Raw genomic sequence first — 23,370 nt, forward strand, 5'->3', positions numbered from 1 at the left:
TAAAGGATTTTAGGATGGACGCCGTTGAGAATTTAAAAGCCAAATACCCCGGAGCCCAGGCATGGGGGTTTGGCGACAGCGCGGAGATGGCCGACGAACTCGCCGCTCTGGTGATCATGGGAATAAAAACCGCCTCCTGCGGTTCCCTTGCCGCGTTGCTGGCAGAAGAACCCTCCCCACAAATTGGCAGTTATCACATCATCCTCAACGGGCAAGATGTGCCGGTATGCGTCATCAGAATCGTGTCGATGCGCCTGGTGCGCTTTTGCGACGTGACGGAAGAATTTGCCCGCAAAGAGGGTGAAGGCGACTTAAGCCTGGACTACTGGCGACGCGAGCATCAGGGCTTCTTCACCCGGGCAGGCTTTTTTGCTGAGGAGATGGAGCTGGTTGCGGAGGAGTTTGTGGTGGTCGAGGTGCTGGACCCGGCTTAGGTAAAGGGATTTAGTGAACGTCTGAAGGGATATGTAAGCGCGGCAATGCTCGATTTTGAGTTATCGTGCACATTTGATGGTTTCAAAGGTCGCGCACTCGCTCGGTTGTGATAGATTGATCTGCCGTCTGGGATGACTGCCTCCGTTGCGCGGAGAGTCATTAAACGCCGGAAGATCCCGATTATCCTAAGAGAGAACAGTATGATAAATGAGCATATTGGCGCTGTGGTGCTTGATACTTCCGCTATTGCATCAGGAGTCGCAAAGGTTGCAGCTCAACTCAATCAGGACTATAGCGAAGCAGTCATTGTCACGGTAGTTCCGGGAGGGATCCTGTACACGGCGGACCTCACCAGGCAACTGGCATTTGATATCAAAATGGATTACATCTCCTGCCCGCACACGCCGGGTGACAGGAGTAACCACTCATCCATTGTGTTCCATAACAATATTGATTTGCATGATAAAGATGTCATCCTCATTGATGACGCAATTGAATCAGGTGGAACCATGAAACGCCTGGTTGAGTACATTAAAGAACATCATTCCCCGCGTTCAGTATCCGTCGCCATTCTATTTGTGAAACCCGGCCGCGTTGAGATCCCGGTTAAGCAATATTATGCGTATGAAATGGCGAATGATGACCTCCTGATTGGCTATGGAATGCCCTGGGACAATAAGTACCGCAACCTTCCCTATGTCGCTAAGTTAAAGCGCTAACACTGATTCTGACTTCTCATTAGCAGGCAGCGGATGTTATGACGCAGATGGACGAGGCGCCGGTTTCACATATCCCGACAAGATGGCCGTTGCTTCATCCATCCGTTGCCGATCGAGCTTATAAAATACCCAGTTCTTGATCCGTTTCGAGGTCACAATCCCTGCTTTTGCCAGAATTTGTAGATGGCCGGTCACGGAAGGCTGACTCAGACCCATTTTTTCCGTGATAAACCCTACGCATACCCCATCCTCAACCAGGTCGCCGTCCTGCTGCTCAGGAAAATGTGACCGCGGTTCGGACAGCCATTCAACAATCATCAGCCGATGTTCATTACCCAGTGCGCGAAAAACATCGGCCATGAATGCCTTTGTGTTGTTCATATAGCCAATCTCCTATATAGTCATTTTCATATATAGCTACAGGAGAATACTATGACAATCCCTACACAAAGGCCAACAGACAGTGTCACGCTGAAAGATATTTATGCCGCTTCCCGGCGTATTAAGGCAACGGTATGCCGGACGCCACTTGAGCATTCACCGGCACTGTCTGCCCTTGTCGGGGCAGAGGTCAGGCTCAAAATGGAGAATCTCCAGCATACGGGTAGCTTCAAACTGAGAGGTGCCGCAAATGTGATTGCCAGTCTGGATGCCAATCAGCGCAGCAGCGGCGTCATCGCGCCGACGGCGGGGAATCATGGATTAGGACTGGCCTTTGCGGGGCAGGTCGCAGGCGTACCGGTATCCATATACTTGCCGCATTCAGCCGATCCGATGAAGGTCTCGACGATGAAAAGTTATGGTGCCCAGGTGACGTTTTTTGACAATATTGAACAGGCGAGGCTGGCCGCGATTGCTGCCGCGCAACAGTCCGGCGCAACGTTCGTCTCCGCCTACAATAATACGCAGATGATTGCAGGCGGCGGCACCGTCGGTCTGGAAATTATGGAGGACTGGGTCGACGCGGACGTTATTCTGGTGAACATTGGCGGCGGCGGGCTGACCTCCGGTATTGTGACGGCAATTAAAGCCATAAACCCTGTTGCCGAAGTATGGGCCATACAAAGTGAAGCGAGCCCGACGTTTGCGCGCTGGAAAGACGCTGGCGAAACGGTTCCCGTGGAATTAACACCGTCAATAGCCGAAGGTATCAGTGGCTACATCGAGCCCGAAGCGATGACCTGGCCATATATACGCGATCGCGTGGATCGTGTTCTTCTGGTCTCCGAAGCCGAAATTCAACACGCGATGCTGTTAATGCTCAACCTGCATCGCCACGTTGTGGAGCCTTCAGGGATCCCGGCCGTTGCGGCAGCTCTTCGTTATGCAAAAGACCTGCGTGGGCGTAAAACCGTCTGCGTGGTCAGCGGTAGAAACATCTCGGGATCCCGTTATCTCAGCCTGGTGAATGAGGCCACAACGTCATGCTAAAAGTCATTGCCGAAGATTTTATCCAACCCGAATCTATCGCCACCGTTCTCCCTCTCTACCGTGAACTCGTCGCAGCAACGAGAAAAGAGCCGCTGTGCATTGCCTATGATTTGTACCGGGATGAAAAGGATCCGGGGCATTTTATTTTTATTGAACAGTGGCCCGACCGGGCAGCCCTCGACGCGCACTGCGCCAGCGAGCACTTCAGACGATTAGTGCCGTTGATCGATCAACACGCGCGCAAAGAGGCGCAGTACATTCTGATGAATGAACAGGTCGATCCCGACATCGCGTAACTCATCTTGCCCTGCGATGTGGCGGATCCTCGCCACAGGTTGTCAGTTTTGCGCCAGTACCGGGCCGCATTCTTCGCCAGGATAAAACCTCAACACATCCTGGAGAACCGACATGCTGCCCAATCCCGCACAAAAATACGCTGCTTATGCTCCCCTTCCGTTGCCCGATCGCCAGTGGCCGGATAAAACCCTGACCCGCGCCCCGCGCTGGCTGTCGACCGACCTGCGCGATGGCAACCAGGCGCTGGCCGAACCGATGGATATCCCGCGTAAGCTGCGCTTCTGGGAGCAACTGCTCGCCTGCGGGTTTAAAGAGATCGAGGTGGCGTTTCCCTCGGCCTCGGAGACGGACTTTCAGTTTGTGCGCCAGCTGATCGAAGAGCAGCGCATCCCGGATGACGTCACCATTCAGGTGCTGACCCAGGCCCGCAGCGATCTGATCGAACGCACTTTTGCCGCTCTCGACGGGGCAAAAAATGCCACCGTGCATCTGTATAACGCCACCGCCCCGCTGTTCCGCAAGCTGGTGTTTCGCCAGAGCAAGGAGGAGATCGTTCAGCTGGCGGTCAGCGCCACCCGTCAGATCCGCACCCTGTGCGAAGCGAACCCCAACACCCGCTGGAATTACGAATACTCGCCGGAGACCTTTTGCTTTACCGAGCCGGAATTTGCCCTGCAAATCTGTGAGGCGGTGGCAGATGTCTGGCAACCCTCTGCGGCGCGGCCGATGATCATCAACCTGCCCGCCACCGTTGAGGTCAACACCCCCAACGTGTATGCCGATCAGATTGAGTATTTTTGTCGTCACTTTACCCGCCGTCATGACGTCTGCATCAGCGTTCACCCGCATAACGATCGCGGCTGCGGCGTCGCCAGCGCCGAACTGGCCCTGCTTGCCGGTGCTGACCGGGTAGAAGGGTGTCTGTTTGGCAACGGAGAGCGCACCGGCAACGTCTGTCTGGTGACGCTGGCGATGAACCTCTACAGCCAGGGGATCGCACCGGAGCTCGATTTCAGCGATATGAAGCAGGTGGTGGAGTTGGTGGAGCAGTGCAATCAGCTGCCGGTGCATCCGCGCCATCCGTACGCCGGTAAGCTGGCGTTTACCGCCTTTTCAGGTTCACATCAGGACGCGATCAAGAAAGGTTTTCACGCCCGCGAACAGACCGATTCTCCGCGATGGGAAATGCCCTATCTGCCGGTCGACCCGGAGGATATCGGCTGCAGCTATGAGGCGGTGATCCGCGTGAACAGCCAGTCGGGTAAAAGCGGTGCGGCATGGATGCTCGAGCAAAATCATGGCCTGGTGCTGCCCCGGGCGCTGCAGCAGGACTTTAGCCGCCACGTCCAGGCGCAGACCGACCGCGAAGGCAACGAGATGACCCTGAGCGCGCTGTGGCAACTGTTCCGCGATCTGTATGGCCCGTATCCCCTCGCCCCGCGCCAGCTGCTGGACTATCGCAGCGAAAGCCAGCCAGACGGCGAGCTGCAGCTGTCGGCCCGCGTTCAGACCGCCGAAGGGATTGTCACCCTGCAAGGGACAGGCAACGGCCTGCTTTCGGCGGCGGCGGCGGCGATCGCCTCCCGCTTTAAGATGACGCTGGCTATTGAGGATTATCATGAGCATACCCTCGGCAGGTGCAGCGAAAGCCGCTCGGCGGCCTATATCCGCTGCAGCTTTAAACAAGGGGTGAGTCGCTGGGGAACGGGGATTGATAACGATGTGTCGCGCGCGTCGCTTCAGGCACTGTTAAACGCCTTACCGGATGGCGACGCGGGCTGGAAGTAATCGCTCGGCGCCACCCCCAGCGTGCGGCGGAACATGGCGCTGAAGGCACTGTGGCTGTCATAGCCCAAGTCCAGCGCCACCCTGAGCACCGACTGTCCCTGCGCCAGGCGATTCAGCGCCTCCATCAGCCGCGCCCGGCGCAGCCATTCACTGAACACCAGCCCGGTCTGCTGGCGAAAGTGGCGCAGCAGGGTGCGCTCGCTGATGTTTAACGTCTGAGCCGCCAGCGCGGTGGTCCACTTCTCTCCCGGCTGGGCCTGGATCTGGCGGCACAGCGCCAGTAGAGCCGGTGCCTGGGGTTCCGGAAGATTAAACGGCAGCACGCTGATCCCCCTGATCTCATCGAGGATCAGCTCATAAATACGCTCCGCCCGGCTGCCCGCCGGATACGCTTCCGGCAGTTCAAGCGAGGCGATAATCAGCTCGCACAGCAGGGTGGAGATTTGCACCACCTGGCACACCGACGGCAAATCCGCGCGGGCAAAGGGATCGATAAACAGCGTCCGGGCAGCGACATTGCCGGTGATCAACAGACGGTGCTGCGTTCCGGCAGGCAGCCAGACACCCCGGCCCGGCGGAACAATCCACACCCCCTGCGTTGTCTCCACGCGCACCACTCCGCTTAAGGTGTGCAGCAGCTGGGCGCAGGTGTGGCTGTGCCACGGCTCCGTTGCGCCATGCGGATAATCATGGGCGAAGGGCACCAGAGGACGGGTGGCAAAGCTGAATTGCTGATGAGCAGACATTGATTACGCCGTGAGCAAAACGATGACCATAGCATAGCGATGCGCGTTTTCAGCATTACCTTAAGGCAACGTCTTAAAGCATCGACCAGGCTTATCCTTTCTCTTTATCAGGATGCCACGCAATGCGTCGTTTTTTTATGTCCATGTTCTCCAGCCCGGAGTCCTTGCTGCAGGTAATGAGTCATCAGGAAATCATCGAGGCCGTAGAAGACGGGGACCGAATCATCATCGATCAGGACGGTAATGCCTCGGTCAACTTTAAAAGTCATGAGGTGCGGCAGGATTTTCTGCGTCACGTTAATGCGCTGAAGAGGGCCTGAGATGGGCACAGCGATATTTATGGTGCTGATGGTGTGTGGCTACTGGTACACCAGCCGCGACCTGTCCACCCGTTTTAAGATCAAGCGCTCCTTCGGTTGGGATGTCTATTTTCTGGTTGCGCTGTACGGCTGTATCTTCGTCCTGCAGGGGGTGATCGCCACCGGGCTACTGTGGCTGCTGCTGCTTGCCGCGTCTGCCACCAGCAATGCCTTCCACCTGACCGCGCAGAACTACGTCGACTGGCAAATAGACTTTATGAACTGGAGCTTTCTCGGCATCCAGGCGCCGGTGGTGGTGATGCTGGCCTTTGCCATTTTGTTTTGTCTCTATCGATCGAACTGGGCGGGCAGCGCCAGGCTCGACGGTGAAGGCCGCAAAAAGCTCTACAAGCGCCTGTCGCAATCGAACGGTATCGAACAGCTGCTGTATCAGTGCATGGAGGAAGGCGAGCTGGCGCTGGTGACGTTAAAGTCGCGGCGGATTTATATCGGCATGATCCATACCGCAACCCTGGAATACGAAAAGACCGCCAATATCGTGCTGATCCCGATGCTCAGCGGTTATCGTGACGGGGAGAAGATGGACCTGCGCATCGAGCATAATTACAGCAAATGGTACGCCGAACATGACATCACGCTCGATTCCGAGCCGCGCAGCGCGATGGCCTTTCGCAAGGTGATTATGCTGGATCAGATTGAGAGCCTGTCGCTCTTCGATCCTGCCAGTGCCAGCGCGCTGGCGCTGGAGCAGCGCCAGAACGACGGGGTTTGACCCTGGCCTGGACCCATCCTCAGCCGAGGTAACAACGGTGGATATCAAGCGGTGGCGAAATCGTTCTTTAGCCCCCGCTTCCTATTAACTTTAGTAGTTATCTCTGGCTGCATATATTCATATAATAAAAAATTGTATTTTCATTTTTATATTTTATATCTGTGGATGTAATGCAGATGGCGCAGCGATTCCGATGATAAGAATAACAAGGACCGTTGAGCACAGCATTGCTGTGCAAAATTATATCAATCTCTACCCTGCCTTTATTTCCCTTGTTGATCAGCATCTCCCTGCTGGCTATAAAAATCTGTTTGCCCGGCCTCACCTGGCCTCGGACGGGGCGATTGAGTGGTACAGCGATATTAACGGTCAACCGGTTTCCCTGACCGCGTTACCGCCTACGGAAAAAGAACAGGCGCGAGCCTTGTTACAGCAAAAACTCATCGTCATTGAACAGCTTTATCTAAAACTCTCGATAAATAATTCTGCGCCTGCCGACGTTTTGCAGGTGTTATCGCTCGCCAGTCGTCAGCCCGATGAGCGCGGCGTCTGGGTGGTTGATGGCCAGCCGGTCATCACCGCCTGGAGCGAAAGCCCGGCCGTGCCCGCAACGCCGGTAGCCCCTCCGGGGCGACGATGGTGGTGGTTGCTGCTGCTGGCATTGCTGGTGCTGCTGGCTTTTCTGTTGCTGCGTGGCTGCATGCCCACGGCAGAGCAGCCGGTCCAGCCTGCGCCAGCGCCGTTGCCGGTAAAACAGGTCTGCCCGATAAACCGGACCAAACAGCAAGCCCCTGAAATGGTGTTAATTTTTGATGCCTCGGGCTCGATGTCCATCAGCATGGACATTACGCCGGACGAGCTGCGCCGTCTGATGCAGGATAAGCCGGTGAAGAATTTTGATCGCGAACCCCGGCGCATTAGCCTGGCGCACCGCTCGGCAAAACAGGTGATCGACGAGGTGCCAAAAGACATCGATATCAGCCTGGTGTCGGCGGCAACCTGCCAGCAAGTCGATGTTACGCCAGCCTTTTCCTTTGATCAGCGCAACGACCTTAAACACGCCATCGATAAGATTCAACCGGTAGGCAAAACCGCGCTGGCAGAAGCGCTGGAGAAGGCGGGCAAGCAGGTCGATGGCGTGGATCGTGATGCGATTATCGTGCTGATTACCGACGGGGAAGAGACCTGCGGCGGCGACCCGTGCGAGGTCGCGCGCCAGCTCAAGCAGAGCAAACCCCGCCTGCAGGTTAACGTGGTCGACATTATGAATACCGGTGCCGGAAACTGTATTGCCAGCCAGACGGGGGGGTCGGTTTATGCCGTCAACAATACCCATGAATTTAATGAAATGATGAACAAAGCAATTAAAGAATATATACCCGAGGGCTGCGACTAATACATCACTCGCCGTGCCAGATTAATGCCGACATAGTTACAGTGAGAAATCACATGCGTTTTTCGTTCAGGTAACAGCCACTGCCGCCAAAATTTAATTTATGGCTAAACGTTTACTGTCACCTGCCGATAATGTTTCTGCTCATTTTTTTATCCTTCCCGGAAGGTGATTCATCTCGCTTGCGATTTGACGCCGTCGAGGATGCTGTACATATCAATAAAGCAGAGTTAACCCGAATAATTACCAGTAAGGGTAGGCCAACGTGAAAGAGATGTTCCTGTGCAGTGACAGGCTCGACAAATATCAGTCAATGGGTGAGAACGGTCAGGCAGTTCATATTTCCGCACTGCAACTTCGCGAAACACTGCGCCTGAGAAAACAGAGCGCGGTTGCCGATACGCTGGCCATTCCGCAGGTCAATGAACAGGGCGATCGCATCGACTGGTACGCCCCCGCCGCCGGTGATGTTATCCCGTGGTCGGCCGCCACCGAGAGCGAGCGCCAGGCCGCGCTGAGTCAACTGGATAACAGCCACGACGTGTTACGCCAGCTCGGCGCTGAATACAGCCAGCATTCCAGCCCGGAACAACGCCTCTTCGGCCAGCTGCTGGAGAAAGCCCTGCAATTCCCCGACCAGAACCATGTCTGGCTGGTGGGCGGTAAACCGGTCATCAGCTTCTGGGGCTTCGTTAATGCCCGCCATCCGTCCCGTATCGACCCGCTCGATTGCCTGCGCCCGCCCGTTCCGCTCGCCCCTGCGATGGCAGCAGCGGCCGCTCCCGTGGTTGCAGAAACCCTCACTGAACGCCGGGTCACGCGCCGGGGCTGGTGGTGGACGTTGCCTGGCTGGCTGCGCTGGCTGCTCCCCTTGCTGCTGCTGGCTCTGCTGATCATGCTGCTGCTGCGCAGCTGTGTTCCGGGTCTTTCTATCCCGGGCTTCTCGGCCACGCTGCCGGGCTTGCCGGACGCACATCTGAAGGTGCCAACGGTCAACACCGGCCTGCCTACCGCAACCGGTGGCGCTGACAGCGGTCTGTTACTGAACGGCAGCGGCAATGGCGCGAACCTGCCGGACGCATCGCTGCCGTCAGCAACGTTGCCTGCCACTGGCGAACTGCCTGCCAATGACGAGACGCCAGTCAACGGTGAAGCACCGGCTGCGCCCGCCCTGCCGGATGAATCCCCGGCAGAGAACGCACCACCGGTTGATCCGGCCGCCCCGGAAAGCGCAGCTCAACCCCCTACCCCGGACGCCGCCGCGGGCCAGACGCCACCGGATGTCACCCCCGGCAACAGCCCGCCGGGCGTGAAAGCGCCGTTGACTATCCCCACCGATGCGCTGGCGCAGGGAAACACCGATTTCTTAAACGGACGCTGGCACGCTGGCGCGGGCATTCAGGATCAGCGTACCGGTAAGCCGCTGAGCCTGAACTATCAGATCAACGACGGCAAAGGCGAAGTACAGATGGTGCGTGGCGATGGGGTGACCTGTCGCGGCGCGGTCAATGCGGCCATTCAGTCCGGCAATCTGGCGATCAATAACCAGGGTGAAGCCCAATGTTCCGATGGCTCGGTCTATCAAATGCCTGACGTTCAGTGTGCACCCGGCGCGCAGAACATTGCGGATTGTAAGGGCCGTTACGACGCCAACACCCTTTTCCCTATTTCGATGAAGCAGGAGGCAAGTAAGTAATGCTCGCTGAACTTACTGATTTTAAAAAGCAGGTCAAACTTATTCGTGACAGCGGCATCCAGTTCCTGGATTTCGCGTTTACGCTGCCTGCCCGTAAAGAATACGGTGATTTTTTGCGCCAGACCGGCGATGGCGCCATCCTGCGCCTGGTCTATAACGAACGCGAAGATAAGCTGCAGATCCCGGCGGCCGATAATGCCGCGCCGCGTTTTGCCGAATCGGATTACTCCCTGACCACGGAAGAGTCACTGCGCCTTTATCAAGGGCTGTGGCTACCGCTGCCGTTCTTCCGCTTTAACCCGCCGCGTGCGTTTGCACACGGGCCCACCAACTGGGCGCGCGTGCAGTTCCACGAGCTGGCTGAACCCGACGAAAAAGGGAACACCTGGCGCGCGATCCTGATCTTCGATACCAAAATTTTCCCGGATCGCGATAACACGCAATATCTGGCCCCCAGCGAAGATGACGTACGCTCGGGTGCCGGTTTTGCGCTGGCCCTGCACCCGCACGAGATGGGCGATTTCCTGACCCTCCCGTGGGTAGACGAGTGGTTGCGCGAAGTGTTCAGCATCCAGGCGCGCGACGTGCTGCGCCAGCATGCGGAAGACATCGATGAAAAACTGCTGCAAAAAGAGCACCAGGCGCACTACCTCAACCTGCTGAATATCCTCGATACCACCGTGGGCATCCCGGAAGTGCAGGTCAACGACGTGAAGATCCGCGACTCGGCCATTCCGGTTGATCTGGTGCTGGATATCGGCAACTCCCGCAGTTGCGGGATCCTGATTGAAGAGCACCGGGATGACAACAAAGGTCTGTCACAGCTTTACCAGCTGCAACTTCGTGACTTAAGCCAGCCGCAGAACGTCTATAACGAACCCTTCGACAGCCGCCTCGAGTTTGCGCAGGCCGAGTTTGGTAAGCAGGACTTCTCGCTGAAAAGCGGACGCAGCGACGCCTTCACCTGGCCGACCATTGGCCGTGTGGGTGATGAGGCCTTCCGCATGGCGGCACAACGCCTGGGGACCGAAGGCTCGACCGGGATCTCCAGCCCGAAACGCTATCTGTGGGACGACCAGCCTTACTCACCCGGCTGGCGTTTCAGCCAGGCATTCGTCAAATCCGATCGCGAGCCGCTCGCCACCGCCGCCCCGATGCTGTACATGCTAAACGACCAGGGCAAGCTGCTGATTCGCCTGCCGGAAGATGAGCGGATGCCGGTCTTCTCCCCGGTTTACAGCCGCAGCTCGCTGATGACCATGATGCTGTCGGAAGTCCTGAGCCAGGCGCTGATGCAGATCAACAGCCCGGCACAGCGCCTGAAGATGAACCACGCCAGCACGCCGCGCCGCTTGCGCAATGTCATCATGACCGTGCCACCGGCGATGCCAAAACCTGAGCGCGCCATCTTTGAGCAATGCATGCTGGATGCCATCCGTCTGGTGTGGAAAGCGCTGGGCTGGGAAGAGATGGACGACGACAGCGAAGAGACCGAACAGCTGAAATACCCGCGACCTGGCGTGCACGTCAAATGGGACGAAGCCACCTGCGGACAGCTGGTCTATCTGTACAACGAAACCCAGACCTACTTCGGCGGCCGTACCGATGAGTTCTTTGCTGCAACCCGTCGCCCGGACAACCAGCCTGCGGCCAACGCGCCTCGCAGCCTGAAGGTGGCCTCCATTGATATTGGCGGCGGCACCACCGACCTGGTGATCTCGCGCTATACGCTGGATGACGGCGAAGGGATCAACGTGCGTATCACGCCGAAACAGCTGTTCCGTGAAGGCTTTAAAGTGGCAGGAGACGACATCCTGCTGGATGTGATTCGTCTGTACCTGCAACCGGCAGTGAAAGCGGCGATCGTGAAGGTCGGCCATAGCGATATGTCAGCAGAATCGATGATGTCGCAGCTGTTTGGCAGCGAATCCATCGAGGCCGGCAAGCAAGTTCTGCGTCAGCAGCTGACCTTGCAGATCTTCGCCCCACTGGCGCTGGCGATCCTGCATCGCTATGAAAACTACGCACCGGAGACCGGCCGCGAGCAGCTCAACTTCACCTTCCGTGACCTGCTGACCGAAAACCTGCCGACGCAAAAAGTGCAGGACTACGTGAATGACGTGGTGCGCATGGGGCAGGTATCCAGCGAAGCGCCATTCTCGATTCTCGATGTGCCGCTGGAGATCGATCTGGCCAACCTGCACAACGAATTCATCAACCCACGCAGCGGCCGCATGAACATCTGCCACAGCCTGCGCGCGCTGTGCGAAGTGCTGTGGCACTACAACTGCGACGTGCTGTTGCTGACCGGCCGTCCGTCGCGTCTGCCGGGGATCCAGGCGCTGATCCGCCAGCTCCAGCCGGTGCCGCCATCGCGCGTGCTGCCGCTGCATGGTTATGAGACCGGCGGCTGGTATCCGTTCAACAAAAAAGGCTGTATCGACGACCCAAAATCCACCGCTTCGGTTGGGGCGATGCTGTACCTGCTGGCAGAGAACTCGCGGCTGAGCAGCTTCTTCTTCCGCACCCAGAACTTTGTGCCTTACTCCACCATCCGCTACCTCGGGATGCTGGATGGCAACAACCTGATCAAAGACAGCAACGTCTTCTATCGCGATGTTGACCTGGACGCGCAGGCGTTCCAGCTGCCGCAGGGGCAAAGCTTTGAAGCGCGTGGCGAAGTGCGCATTGGTTTCCGTCAGCTGAATAACGAGCGCTGGCCAGCCTCTTCCCTTTACACGCTGAAAATCGCCAACCCTAACCTCGCGAGCGAGCTGGCCGGAGACGCCATGATGCGCATCGAGCTCACCGCCGAGCAGGGGCGTCCGCGCAACGGCGTCGAGGCGGTCAGTCCCGAGAAGTTCCGCATTGAATCCCTCGAGATGGACCATGCCCGTCGCAACTACAACCGCAAAGACGTGGCATTCCAGTTGAACACTATGGTCGGTAACGGTCTCAGCGAGACGCACTACTGGCTGGATAGCGGGAGTATCAAAAGCTAATGAGTACCCATAATTCTGCAAATATCATTCAGGGCTGGCAGGGCGTTGAGCAAGGTGCCGGCCAGGCGATTGACTGGATTAGCGCCGTTCGCCAGGACGCCCCGCGTCTGAACACCGAAGCCGACCGACTGACGCTGAACCTGCGCCGCAGCCGTAACAAAGCCCGCCGACTGGCGCAGGCGGCTGCACGCCCGATGACCATCGGCTTCTTTGGCTTGTCGCAGGCGGGCAAGTCGTACCTGATTTCGGCGCTGGCCGCCGGTGAAAACGGCAAGCTGGGCACGGTGCTCGGCGGGCGTCAGCTCGATTTTCTGACCCACATCAACCCGCCAGGCGGCGGGAAAGAGGCCACCGGTCTGGTGACCCGCTTCAGCCGCCTGAAGCATGACGACGACCAAAACTGGCCGGTCAGACTGCAGCTGTTCAGCGAAGTCGAGATGGCCAAAATCCTCGCCAACGCCTTCGTGCATGACTTCAACCAGGAGAAGTTCGACTGGAATTATGACGAAGGACGGATTGGCGACCTGCTGGCGACGCTGGAAAAACGCCGCCGCCCGACGCGCGTGCCGGGCGTCACGGAAGACGACGTGGTCTCCTTCTGGGACTACCTCGTCCGCCATGCGGAAAAAACCCAAAGCCGCTTCGCCCTGCACTACTGGCCGCAGGCGGTAAACCTCGCCCCGTGGCTGACCACTGACGATCGCGCCCAGCTGTTCTCGGTGCTGTGGGGAGAAGTGCCGGAGCTGACCCGCGCCTACGGGCATTTTGCCCAGACTCTGCAACGCCTGGGCAGTGTGCAGGAAGTGCGCGCGCCGTTAAGCACGCTGGTAGTTGAAGAGAACGGCCTGCTGATCCAGAAAAACAGCATCATGAACGTGGACATGCTGGAGCATCTCAACCAGCCGGACGATCCGCGCATTGAAGTCTGTCCGCTGCAGGATGGCCAGCTGGCGGCACCTGTCACGATTTCGCTGGCCGAGCTGACCGTGTTGACGGCGGAACTGCATGTTCCGCTCAGTGCACCGACCACCGAGCCGCTGTTCGATCAGGTGGATCTGCTTGATTTCCCTGGCTACCGCGGGCGCATGTCTATCGACACGTTCAACGGCAAGTCGGCCGAGAGCGAAGGCGGCAGCCGTCTGGCAGAGCTGATCCTGCGCGGCAAAGTGGCTTATCTGTTTGAGCGTTATACCGAAAACCAGGAGATGAACGTCCTGGTGCTCTGTACCCCTTCCGCCAGGCAGTCGGACGTGTCTGACGTGGGCGATGCGCTGGACGAGTGGATCTCTCGCACTCAGGGCGACGATGCAGACGTGCGCGGACGCCGTCTGCCGGGGCTGGTCTGGGCGTTGACCATGTTCGATAACCGCGTCACCGGCGCGCTGGGGCACGAAGAAGCCCTGCTGCGTCAGTACTGGGGACAGGGCGGGATGATCAAAATGGCGATGCTGGAGAAATTCGGCAAATACAGCTGGATGAGTGAATGGAAGAAGGGCGAAACCTTCAACAACACTTTCCTGGTGCGTAAACCCGGTATGCCAACGCCGTTCATTCGGATGAGCAGCGGCAGCGAAGTGGCCTTAAGCGAAGACAACGCCGATCAGCTGACGCTGATGCGTAAAACCTTCGTGGAAGACGACGCCGTGAACCGCTACATCGCCTCGCCGGCAGAAGCCTGGGACGCGATGCTGAGCCTCAATGATGGCGGCATGAACCGTATGGCGCGCTACCTGAGCCAGGTCGCACGCCCGGAGAACAAGCTGGAACGCATCGCCGAACAGCTCGAAGAGAGCCGTCACGAGCTGGTGCAAGGCGGGCTGGGCAACTGGTATCAGCCGGATGGCGACGAAGAAGTGGCGAAGAAAGCCCGCATCGCCCAGGAGATTGTGGCGGCGGTGAAAAAACGCAACGGGATGCACGGGGAACTGCTGGCGCGCCTGGTGCCGACGCGCCGTTCGTTGCACGCCCTGTACATGCAGCAGGTGAGCCTGCCTGATGCGGCAGAAGAAGAAGATGTGTTTGATATCGGCCTCGACGATACCCAGGGTAGCAGCGCCACCAGCGTCAAGAGCCACAGCCACGAAGTCGCCTTTGCCCGCCAGAGCGTTCAGCACTGGATCAACCACCTGCGCGGCCTGCCGGAAACCCCGGCGATGCTCAATTACATTGGCCTGCCACGCGCTACCGCCGAAGAGCTGGTCGATGAACTGATCACCGGTCTGCTGCGTCTGCGTGCCGAAGAGGCGCTGGTTGCGGTGATGCAAAACACCGACCAGGCGGGCGTGCGTCGCGACTGGATGGTGAATCGTCAGGTGTCGCGCGTTCTGCACGTCATGAGCGATTTTATGACCTGGCTTGGCTATCAAAGCGTGCCGGAGAAGAAGCGTCCAACCCGCCAGAACCAGCCCGATCAACCGATCTTCACCCGTCCGGCCCAGTGCGACAGCGTGGTGTGGAAGGATGATGAGCGGCTGGTCAGCCTTACGCCGCAACAGCTGAACTACAGCGGCTATTTCATTCTTGACTGGCTGATCGGCCTGGAAGCCCTCATTACCGAGAACGCCGGGCACTCAGCCGGTCGTGAAATTAGCGTGGCGCAGAATGAAAAGCTGGGAGCCATCCTCAACCTTATTCAGCGTTCACAGGAGTAACCGGACGTGATCAAACCCGAATTAAAACCCTTAAACCCCGTCAATCCTGGCTACGCCACCCTGCTGCTCAAGGGCTGGAAAGGCGGTACCGAGGGAGTTGAGATCTCCATCCTGCGCAACCAGGACAGCCTGTACCTCGACAGCCGCGGCGGTTGGGTGAGCGGTGAAATGTTCCTTGGCCTGCCCGCCCTGAGCCTCGTTGACGAAGTGCCCGCCGTGCAGGTTGGCCCGTCGTTTATCGACCCGCTGCTGGCCAACCGTCAGGCGGCGTATCGCATCACCATTAAAGACAGCGCCACCCGCGATGTGGGCATTCTGGCCATCACAGACGGCCTGCTCAGCTCCCAGGCGGGAGGGGAAAACCCACTGGCAGAGAACAGCCAGACGCTGGATGTCACCCCGCCCGCCCAGCCTGAGCCGGTGGTGGACGCCCCGGCACCGGACCCGGTCGCTGACGTGCCAGCCGCCCCCGCAAGCCGCAAAGCGCCGTTGGCCATTATCCTCGCGGTGATCGCCCTGCTGCTGGCCGCTGCCGCCGCCGGATGGTGGTTTATGCGTACCCCTGCGGCGGCCGACGCGCCCGCCCCTGCTCCCGCGCCTGTTGCTGCCCCGGTAGCCAAAATCAGCGGCCCATGCGGTGACGACCAGATGAGCAGCGGCAACGCCATGGATTTCGTCAAAGGTTGTCTGCGCAGCCAGCCAAGCAGCGCCCAGCTGCTGGATGTGATTGCCAAAGCGAAAGCCGACAAAAAATGTGATGTCGCCCAACGCCTGTATGCCTACAAGGCGCAGTCCGGCGATAGCCAGATGGCGATGCGCTACGCGCAGGAATATGACCCGAAATCCGCCCAGGCGGAGGGATGTTTCAGCCCTGACCCGCAAACAGCCAGCTACTGGTACGAAGCGGTGGTGAATCAGGATCCGCAAAACGCCGAGGCGAAAGCCCGTTTAGCTGAGCTGAAAAAATAGGACGACGTAATGAAAAAGAGTCATGGATTCAGCGGCCTGCTGTGTGCGGCGGCATTAAGTTTGCCTGCCCACGCCGCGGACACAAAGCCGCTGCTACAGGAAGGTAAACAGACCCTGTTCCAGCGGGTGCTTACCTATCCGGGCTGCCAGCTGGCCGCCAAAGCCGGTGAAGCGGGCAAAGAGCAGCCTGCATTCAGCCGCTTTTACGTTTACCAGCGCGAAAAACAGGGCCAGGACGAGTGGTTGCAGATCGGACCGGACAGTTTCGGCCACGTCTCGGGCTGGATGAAGGCCTCGTGCACCGTGGACTGGAAAGTGCAGCTCACGCTGGCCTTTACGAACCCCGCCGGACGCCACCCGATGCTGTTCTTCAAAGAGAAGAGCGACGTCGAGTCGCTGCTGAACAACGCCAAACCTGCCGCCGCGCTGGAGCCGATGATCGCCAGCCTGAATAAGAACCAGCCGGTGCCGCAGGTGCTGGCCCGTGAGCCGGAGTACATGGTCGATCAGCTGAAAAACTTCTACCTGCTGCCGGTACTCGGTTCTGACGATGTCTTTACCGATACCGGTTTCCAGGTGCGGGTGCTGAACGTGGCCTCGGTCAGTGAGAAAGGCAGCGCCAGTGCCCCAGCCAAATCCACCGACGAGAAGAACATGATGAAGGGCTTCTCGGCGTCGGTGGTGTTCGTGATCGACTCGACCATCTCGATGGGGCCGTATATCGATCGCACCAAAGAGGCGATCGACAAAATCTACAAACGGATCGAAAAAGAGCAGTTACAGGACAAAGTGAAGTTTGGCCTGGTGGCCTACCGTTCCAGCGTCAAGGCGGTGCCCGGGCTGGAATACGATGCCAAAATGTATGTCGATCCGAACACGGTGAAAGACGGCAACGATTTCCTCGCCAAAGTGCATGACCTGAAGCAGGCGACCGTCTCCAGTAGCAAAGTGGATGAAGATGCCTACGCCGGGGTGATGACCGCGCTGGATAAAGTCGACTGGACGCAGTTTGGTGCGCGCTATGTGGTGCTGATCACCGACGCGGGCGCGCTCGACGGCACCGACAGCCTCTCTGCAACCCATCTGGGTGCGGAGCAGGTACGCCAGGAAGCGGCCTACCGTGGCGTCGCGCTGTACACCCTGCACCTGAAAACACCGGACGGGAAGAAAAACCACGCTTCGGCGGCGGCGCAATATCAGGAGCTGACGATGAATCCGTTCCTGCATAAGCCGCTGTACTACCCGATCGATTCCGGGGATGTGAACAGCTTCGGCACCATCGTAGACAGCCTGTCCAATGCCATTACCGGTCAGATCAAAACCGCCTGGAGCGGTGAAGAGACGGCAGGCAGCGCCCTGGGTGCCAGCCCGGAATATGCCGGTAAGAAAGCCGATCCGCTGCTGAGCGATGCCGAGAAACTGAGCAAGGCCATGCGTCTGGCGTACCTCGGTGACAAGCAGGGCACGCAAGCGCCGCCGGTCTTTAAATCGTGGATTAGCGATCGCGATCTGGTGAATCAGAACATCCCGGCGACCGACGTCCGCGTCCTACTGACCAAAAGTGAGCTGAGCGATCTGAGCGACGTGATGAAGAAGATCGTCAACGCCGCCAACGAAGGGATGATCTCGCCGGATGACATGTTCGCCAGCCTGCGATCGCTGGCGGCGACCATGGGCAACGATCCTAACCAGGCAAAAGGCAAAAATGCGACCCGCCTCGGTGAAATGGGCCTGCTGGGCGAGTACATCGAAAGCCTGCCGTACCTGAGCGAAGTATTGAGCCTCGATGAAGAGACCTGGAAGAGCTGGGATGGGCTGGAGCAGGAGCGTTTCATTCGCCGCCTGAACACCAAACTCAACTACTACCAGCGCTACAACGAAGATGCCGATCGCTGGGTTGCGCTGGCACCAGACAGCGACCCGCGGGATAACGTCTACCCGGTTCCGCTGGAGAACCTGCCCTGATGCTTCACATTCGCGATATGGACATCCGCCGGGGTGGGCCGCAGGGCTTCTACGTCTCGCTGCCGGGGCTTACGCTCCGGTCCGGCGAGGTGGCGGCGCTGACCGGCCCCAGTGGCTGCGGCAAAAGCACGCTGCTGGAGATGATCGGGGCGATCCTACGCCCCGGCAGCCTCGGTGCCTATCAGCTGGGCGAGCGTGACATTGCCGCCCCGCTGCTGGCCGAAGACGAGCCTGCGCTGGCCGCGATCCGCGCCCGCGAGCTGGGTTTTATGCTGCAACATGGTGGGCTGCTGCCGTGGCTGTCGGTGATGGAAAACATCACCCTGGCGCGACGGCTGGCGGGCCTGACCACTCAGTCATCCTGGCTGGAGACCGCCATCGATACGCTGGGCGTACGTCATCTGCTGAAGAGCCTGCCGTCCCGGCTCTCCATTGGCGAACGACAGCGGGTGGCGTTTATCCGCGCCATCGCCCATCAACCGCGTCTGCTGCTGGCAGATGAACCGACCGCCGCGCTGGATCCCGACAACGCCAGCCGCCTGTTTGCGCTGATCGTCGACATGGTACGCAGCCTGGAGATGACGGCGATAGTCGTCAGCCATGACTGGCAGCGCGTGGATCAATTCGGCCTTAAACGTTACACCGCCAGCATTGAGGAGGGGAAAAGTGTCTTCCTGCCCGGTTGACAGGCCGCCTGAACGCGGCCTGCTGTGGCGCATGGCGCTACGCGATCTGATCCACGATCGCAAAGTCGCCCTGTGCATTATCTTTTCGCTGATTGCGGTGATTGCCCCGCTGCTCCTGCTGTTCGGGCTGAAAAACGGCATCGTCAGCCAGCTGCGCCACCAACTGCTGGACGATCCCCGTACCCGTGAAGTGCGGATCACCGGCAACGGAAATTACGATTTCAGCTGGCTGGAGCGGCTGGCGGAACGCCCGGAAGTGGGCTTTTCAATCCCCCTGACCCGCTCGCTGAATACCCAGGCGGATCTGGTGCGCGATGGTCAGCATTTTATTGCCGGTGCGGAAGTGATCCCCACCGGCTCCGGCGATCCGCTGCTGTCGGACGTTGCGGTGCCTCGCCAGGATCATCAGGTGGTGTTAAGCGCCAGCGCGGCCCGCCGACTCGATCTCAAACCCGGCGAGTCATTCCGCCTGATGGTCAACCGCAAAGTTGAGGGGCAAAACCAACGCGCGGCCTTCGCCCTGACGGTGAGCGGCGTGCTGGACGACGCGCGTTTTACCCGCCCGGGAGCCTTTATCACCCTGCCGCTGCTGGTGGCACTGGAGGACTATCGCGACGGCTACCAGGTGCCGCTGCTACAGGTTAGCGAGGGCAAACCGCCCCGGGAGCGCACACGCTTCTCCCGCGCGCGCCTGTACGCCAGCACGCTGGATGATGTCCCGGCGCTGGCTCGCTGGCTGGAAGAGCAGCACATCGACGCGGTCACCCAGGCGGCACAGATTGAGGCTGTACGGGCGATCGATCGCGTACTGGGGGTTATCTTCGGGGTGATCGCCTGGATCTCGGCGACGGGCTGCATCGCCTCGTTGATCGGCGCGTTTATCGCCAATATCGATCGCAAAAGAAAGGACATGGCGGTACTGCGGCTGCTCGGTTTCCGCCGTCGCGCCGTGACCCTGTTTATTGTTATCCAGGCGCTGTTCCTGACCGGGGTGGCGTTCAGTGCCGGGCTGGTGCTTTATCTGCTGGGCAGCACCTTGTTTAACCGGGTGCTGGGCGTATCACTGCCGGACCAGGCGTTTGTCTGCCACCTCGAACCCCTTCATTTTTTGGCGGCGCTGCTGTGCGTGCTGGTGGTTGCACTCAGCGTTGCCGCTATCGGGGCATTACGCGCCCTGAAGATCGAACCTGCGGAGAGTTTACGTGAAATTTAAACTGGCACTGGGCCTGTCGCTGATTGGGCTGGGCTACTCCTGCGCCGTGCAGGCCACCTGGGATGAGAAGTTCTGGAACCCGAAACCGCTGGCGGACGATGTGATCCTGCCGATGCCGTGCGACGGCGCGATGGCGTTTCGCAAGGTCGCCATTCCGCAAAACAAGCCGTTGGAAGATTACAACATCACTCTCGGCCAGGAGGGCGATGAGTGGGGGTACGTGGAGCAATCCCGTCAGGAGCATATTGCCGGCAGCTTCCCGGATCCAAAGAACAAAGGCCGTTACTACCTGATAGCAAAATACGAACTGAGCGATGTGCAGTTCCGCGCCCTCTCTGGCGAGTGCCCGACAGCCGACATGAAAGGCCGCCTGCCGAAAGTGAACATCGGCTGGATGGATGCGATGGCATTCGCCAACCAGTACAACCTGTGGCTGCGTAAAGAAAAACTCGCCTCGCTGCCAAAAGACGACGGACAGCCGGGCTTCCTGCGTTTGCCGACGGAAACCGAGTGGGAATTTGCCGCCCGCGGCGGGCTGGCGGTATCGCCGTCTGAGTTTCGCGATCAGCACTTCCCGATGCCGGAAGGGCTGAATGGCTATGTCTGGTTTGCCGGAGCGCAGTCCTCCAACGGCAAGTTGCAGCTGACCGGCCTGCTAAAACCGAACCCTCTCGGCCTGCATGACATTCTGGGCAACGCCGCAGAGATGATGTTTGAACCTTTCCGCCTCAACAAGCTGGATCGTCTGCACGGTAAAGCGGGCGGCTATGTGGTGCGCGGCGGCAGCTATGTCACCACCCAGGGGGATATTCGTAGCGCCCTGCGCGGCGAAGAACCTTACTACTCCGACAGCGGCGAGAACGTGAGTAAAACCACCGGCGTGCGCCTGGTGATGGTCTCCACCACCCTCACCTCCCGCGATCGCGTGAAAGAGATCGAGAAAGAGTGGCAGGCCCTCGGCAGCGCACCCAAAACCGCCGCACAAGGCAAGGCCCCGGACTCACTGCAAAACCTGAATGCCATCTCTGCCAAAGTGCAGGATGACGGACTTAAAAAGGAGCTGGAAAAACTGCGCGGCGAGCTGCGCGCGAATGGCCAGCTGCGCGATGAGCAGCGCGACCAGGCCATTCGCACGTCGCTGCAGCTGGGCGCATTCCTCTGCACCAAAATGAAAGATGACGGGGAGTTCCTCGACCGCCTGAACCAGCTTTACAGCAAAACCTGCGCCGCCGACAGCCAGCTGGACGCCAACTGCGCGCGCCGCCAGGAGCAGCTGGGTCAGCACCAGAAAGCGCTGGAATTTATCTCCAGTTACTACGCTGACACGCTGGTTGATATGGGCTCGACCTACAACAAACCGCTTATCGACCCACAGATCGCCGTGGTTCAGCAGCAGATGGCTGCCCGCGGAAAAACAAACCTGAACGGCTACCTGGATACCTACTGGATGAACCTTCAGGGCTACTGGAAAGATGGCAAAGTCGCGCGCGATGCGTGGCTGATGGCATGCAAAAAAAATAATTAATTTCGACATGGAGATAGCAGTTAATGGTTACTTTTAAAGCGTTACGCACAGCAGCAGTTGCAGGTCTGATGGTGATTCTGGCGGGTTGTCAAAGCACGGGTGGCAGCAGCAGTGGCGGCGGCGTAGATCCTCGTCTGGCCAATAATCAGGACGTTGAGTTCTTTAACAAATCAGGCTGGCAGGCTTGCGCCGGCGGCGCGGCGCTGGGTGCGCTGGCGTGTGCCGTCAGTAACTCCAGCAACAAAGCGGTGTGTATGGCGGCGGCAGCGGTAGCCGGTTGCGGCGTCGGGATGGGTGCCAACGCCTATCTGGATAACCAGCGTAAGAAATATGCCTCGAAAGAGCTGCAGTTAAACGCGGCGATCAAGGATGTGGAAAGCGAGAACGCCCGTATTCAGAGCGCCACTAACGTTGCCAAATCGGTTATCGCATCCGACAAACAGACGCTGGCCAGCATCGAAAAAGAGATGGCGGCAAAAACGGCGAAAAAAGACGCTGTGCAGAAGCAGATCAAAGGGGTGGATGCCAATATCGCCTATCTGCGTAACACCATCACCGACATGAAAAAGCATGAAAAACAGTGGCAGGACGTCTCTGCAAGCATGGATAAAACCGGCAGCGACACCAAGGATCTCGACAGCAAAATTGCGCTGATGCATGACAAGATCGGCTCCCTGCAGGGCGAGATTGATAGCCTGTACACCCAGCGTACCGCGCTGAAAGTGGGATAAGGAGAGAAGGATGCGTTATTTACTGTTGGCCGTTAGCGCCCTGCTGTTAAGCGGCTGTGCGACCGACGCACGCGACTGTGACCCGACCACGGGCGATGTCAGTATCGTCACCAAATTTAACTGCAACTATTCCGGTACCTGGGATAAGCGGGTGGATGACAAACAGAGCACGCTGGCGCACGAGCAAGTGCTGAACGCCGAATTTAAAGCGGTGAACGAAGCCATTGAGAAAGAGAAAATGCAGAGCAACGCCAGCGTTGCCAGCAAACGTCAGTCTCAACAGGCGCTGCAAAACTCGCTGAATAAGCTGGTTGCACAGCTTAAAACGAAAACCGCCGGACGCGCCGGTGCGCAAAAACAGGTCGCCGACCTCGAAAAAAGTATCAAAGAGGCACAAAACCGGCCGAGCGACTCTGAAATGCAAAAACAGATGGAGCTGCAAAAGCTGCAGGGCCAGTTAACCGAACTGCAAGCCACCCTGGCGACCCAGTAACGTGCACGACCTGCCGGGTTCACACCCGGCAGGTTTACCCTTATCAGGACCACACCATGCAAAAAAACCTGATTGCCCTGAGCCTGCTGGCAACGGCAACGCTGATGAACCAGGCCGTCGCGGCCCCGCCTGACCCTGAACTGCTTTTCAACTGTGATTTATCCAATGACAAAATGGTGGTTGTGCGTCTCAATAACGACGTGCCAACCTACTACTACGGCTCGATTGATAAAGTCGAAATGACCCTGCCCAAATTTGAAGGGGATAAAACCCAGGTTCGTTCCGGGCAGATGGCCTTCGCCGGGGGCGGGGCGTCTTATTATCGCTTTATTAATGGCGTTTACAGCTATGTGGTGTACAGCGGCATCGGCAGAGGCTGGGAATTTACCGGCCTGAAGGTCTATAAAAACGCGAAATTGCTGATGAAAAAAGAGTGCACCAACGGCGGGTTCCTGACGCAGACGTATCGGGGAGAAAACCTGGTGCAGGAATCAGATACCGGCGACGACGGCACCTACGGGTATGCCGATTAATGACA

At 58.5% G+C, this 23,370-nt stretch carries 21 protein-coding genes; 19 read left to right on the forward strand and 2 right to left on the reverse strand.

Annotated features, from left to right (window positions below; translation table 11 throughout):
• Positions 1 to 14: 14 nt before the first annotated feature.
• On the forward strand, positions 15 to 434 hold the full coding sequence (locus M8013_RS08315) for an ASCH domain-containing protein (protein WP_271267319.1): 420 nt from the start codon (positions 15 to 17) through the stop codon (positions 432 to 434).
• Positions 435 to 635: 201 nt separating this feature from the next.
• Positions 636 to 1,154, forward strand: a complete 519-nt coding sequence (locus M8013_RS08320) for a phosphoribosyltransferase (protein WP_271267320.1) — start codon at positions 636 to 638, stop codon at positions 1,152 to 1,154.
• A 36-nt stretch (positions 1,155 to 1,190) separates the two neighbouring features.
• On the opposite strand, the gene M8013_RS08325 is transcribed toward M8013_RS08320, so the two are convergent.
• Positions 1,191 to 1,535 (reverse strand): ArsR/SmtB family transcription factor, encoded by a 345-nt coding sequence (locus M8013_RS08325; RefSeq protein WP_271267321.1) that lies wholly within the window; start codon positions 1,533 to 1,535, stop codon positions 1,191 to 1,193.
• Positions 1,536 to 1,586: 51 nt separating this feature from the next.
• Here M8013_RS08325 and M8013_RS08330 point away from each other — a divergent pair, with 51 nt between their 5' ends.
• The 3 genes from M8013_RS08330 (at position 1,587) to leuA (ending at position 4,670) form a co-directional block, all read left to right on the forward strand.
• Complete coding sequence (locus M8013_RS08330; RefSeq protein WP_271267322.1) at positions 1,587 to 2,585, forward strand: threonine ammonia-lyase; 999 nt, start codon at positions 1,587 to 1,589, stop codon at positions 2,583 to 2,585.
• Positions 2,579 to 2,881, forward strand: a complete 303-nt coding sequence (locus tag M8013_RS08335; protein ID WP_271267323.1) for a putative quinol monooxygenase — start codon at positions 2,579 to 2,581, stop codon at positions 2,879 to 2,881. The genes M8013_RS08330 and M8013_RS08335 overlap by 7 nt, the downstream gene beginning before the upstream one ends.
• Positions 2,882 to 2,993: 112 nt before the next feature.
• Complete coding sequence (gene leuA, locus M8013_RS08340; protein ID WP_271267324.1) at positions 2,994 to 4,670, forward strand: 2-isopropylmalate synthase; 1,677 nt, start codon at positions 2,994 to 2,996, stop codon at positions 4,668 to 4,670.
• On the opposite strand, the gene M8013_RS08345 is transcribed toward leuA, so the two are convergent.
• The gene (locus M8013_RS08345; RefSeq protein WP_271267325.1) at positions 4,622 to 5,416 is read right to left on the reverse strand and encodes an AraC family transcriptional regulator; all 795 of its coding nucleotides are present in this window, start codon (positions 5,414 to 5,416) and stop codon (positions 4,622 to 4,624) included. The genes leuA and M8013_RS08345 overlap by 49 nt on opposite strands.
• Before the next feature lie 122 nt (positions 5,417 to 5,538).
• Between M8013_RS08345 and M8013_RS08350 the strand changes: the two genes are divergently transcribed.
• From M8013_RS08350 to M8013_RS08415, 14 genes are all read left to right on the forward strand, one after another.
• Entirely contained in the window at positions 5,539 to 5,736 is a 198-nt protein-coding gene (locus M8013_RS08350) for a hypothetical protein (RefSeq protein ID WP_271267326.1), read from the forward strand.
• A 1-nt stretch (position 5,737) separates the two neighbouring features.
• Positions 5,738 to 6,508 (forward strand): hypothetical protein, encoded by a 771-nt coding sequence (locus tag M8013_RS08355; protein WP_271267327.1) that lies wholly within the window; start codon positions 5,738 to 5,740, stop codon positions 6,506 to 6,508.
• Between the two features lie 232 nt (positions 6,509 to 6,740).
• Positions 6,741 to 7,904, forward strand: a complete 1,164-nt coding sequence (locus tag M8013_RS08360; RefSeq protein WP_271267328.1) for a VWA domain-containing protein — start codon at positions 6,741 to 6,743, stop codon at positions 7,902 to 7,904.
• A gap of 271 nt (positions 7,905 to 8,175) precedes the next feature.
• Positions 8,176 to 9,597: an SrfA family protein gene (locus M8013_RS08365; RefSeq protein WP_271267428.1), complete on the forward strand. Its 1,422-nt coding sequence runs from the start codon at positions 8,176 to 8,178 to the stop codon at positions 9,595 to 9,597.
• Positions 9,597 to 12,599 (forward strand): virulence factor SrfB, encoded by a 3,003-nt coding sequence (locus tag M8013_RS08370; RefSeq protein WP_271267329.1) that lies wholly within the window; start codon positions 9,597 to 9,599, stop codon positions 12,597 to 12,599. Before M8013_RS08365 ends, M8013_RS08370 begins: the two co-directional genes overlap by 1 nt.
• A complete protein-coding gene (locus M8013_RS08375) occupies positions 12,599 to 15,250 on the forward strand; it encodes a putative virulence factor (protein ID WP_271267330.1) in 2,652 nt (883 codons plus the stop codon). Before M8013_RS08370 ends, M8013_RS08375 begins: the two co-directional genes overlap by 1 nt.
• A gap of 6 nt (positions 15,251 to 15,256) precedes the next feature.
• Positions 15,257 to 16,219, forward strand: coding sequence for a hypothetical protein (locus M8013_RS08380; protein WP_271267331.1), 963 nt, complete (start codon positions 15,257 to 15,259; stop codon positions 16,217 to 16,219).
• A 9-nt stretch (positions 16,220 to 16,228) separates the two neighbouring features.
• Complete coding sequence (locus M8013_RS08385; protein ID WP_271267332.1) at positions 16,229 to 18,184, forward strand: vWA domain-containing protein; 1,956 nt, start codon at positions 16,229 to 16,231, stop codon at positions 18,182 to 18,184.
• Positions 18,184 to 18,870 (forward strand): ABC transporter ATP-binding protein, encoded by a 687-nt coding sequence (locus tag M8013_RS08390; protein WP_271267333.1) that lies wholly within the window; start codon positions 18,184 to 18,186, stop codon positions 18,868 to 18,870. The genes M8013_RS08385 and M8013_RS08390 overlap by 1 nt, the downstream gene beginning before the upstream one ends.
• Positions 18,871 to 18,901: 31 nt before the next feature.
• On the forward strand, positions 18,902 to 20,083 hold the full coding sequence (locus M8013_RS08395) for an ABC transporter permease (RefSeq protein ID WP_272501587.1): 1,182 nt from the start codon (positions 18,902 to 18,904) through the stop codon (positions 20,081 to 20,083).
• Positions 20,073 to 21,608, forward strand: coding sequence for an SUMF1/EgtB/PvdO family nonheme iron enzyme (locus tag M8013_RS08400; RefSeq protein ID WP_271267335.1), 1,536 nt, complete (start codon positions 20,073 to 20,075; stop codon positions 21,606 to 21,608). Before M8013_RS08395 ends, M8013_RS08400 begins: the two co-directional genes overlap by 11 nt.
• Before the next feature lie 23 nt (positions 21,609 to 21,631).
• A complete protein-coding gene (locus M8013_RS08405; protein WP_271267336.1) occupies positions 21,632 to 22,339 on the forward strand; it encodes a hypothetical protein in 708 nt (235 codons plus the stop codon).
• Positions 22,340 to 22,349: 10 nt separating this feature from the next.
• Positions 22,350 to 22,832: a hypothetical protein gene (locus tag M8013_RS08410; RefSeq protein ID WP_271267337.1), complete on the forward strand. Its 483-nt coding sequence runs from the start codon at positions 22,350 to 22,352 to the stop codon at positions 22,830 to 22,832.
• A 56-nt stretch (positions 22,833 to 22,888) separates the two neighbouring features.
• Positions 22,889 to 23,365, forward strand: coding sequence for a hypothetical protein (locus M8013_RS08415; protein WP_271267338.1), 477 nt, complete (start codon positions 22,889 to 22,891; stop codon positions 23,363 to 23,365).
• The last annotated feature ends 5 nt before the right edge of the window (positions 23,366 to 23,370 follow it).

The sequence above is a fragment of the Silvania confinis genome (assembly GCF_025564085.1).
Taxonomy (GTDB): domain Bacteria; phylum Pseudomonadota; class Gammaproteobacteria; order Enterobacterales; family Enterobacteriaceae; genus Enterobacter; species Enterobacter confinis.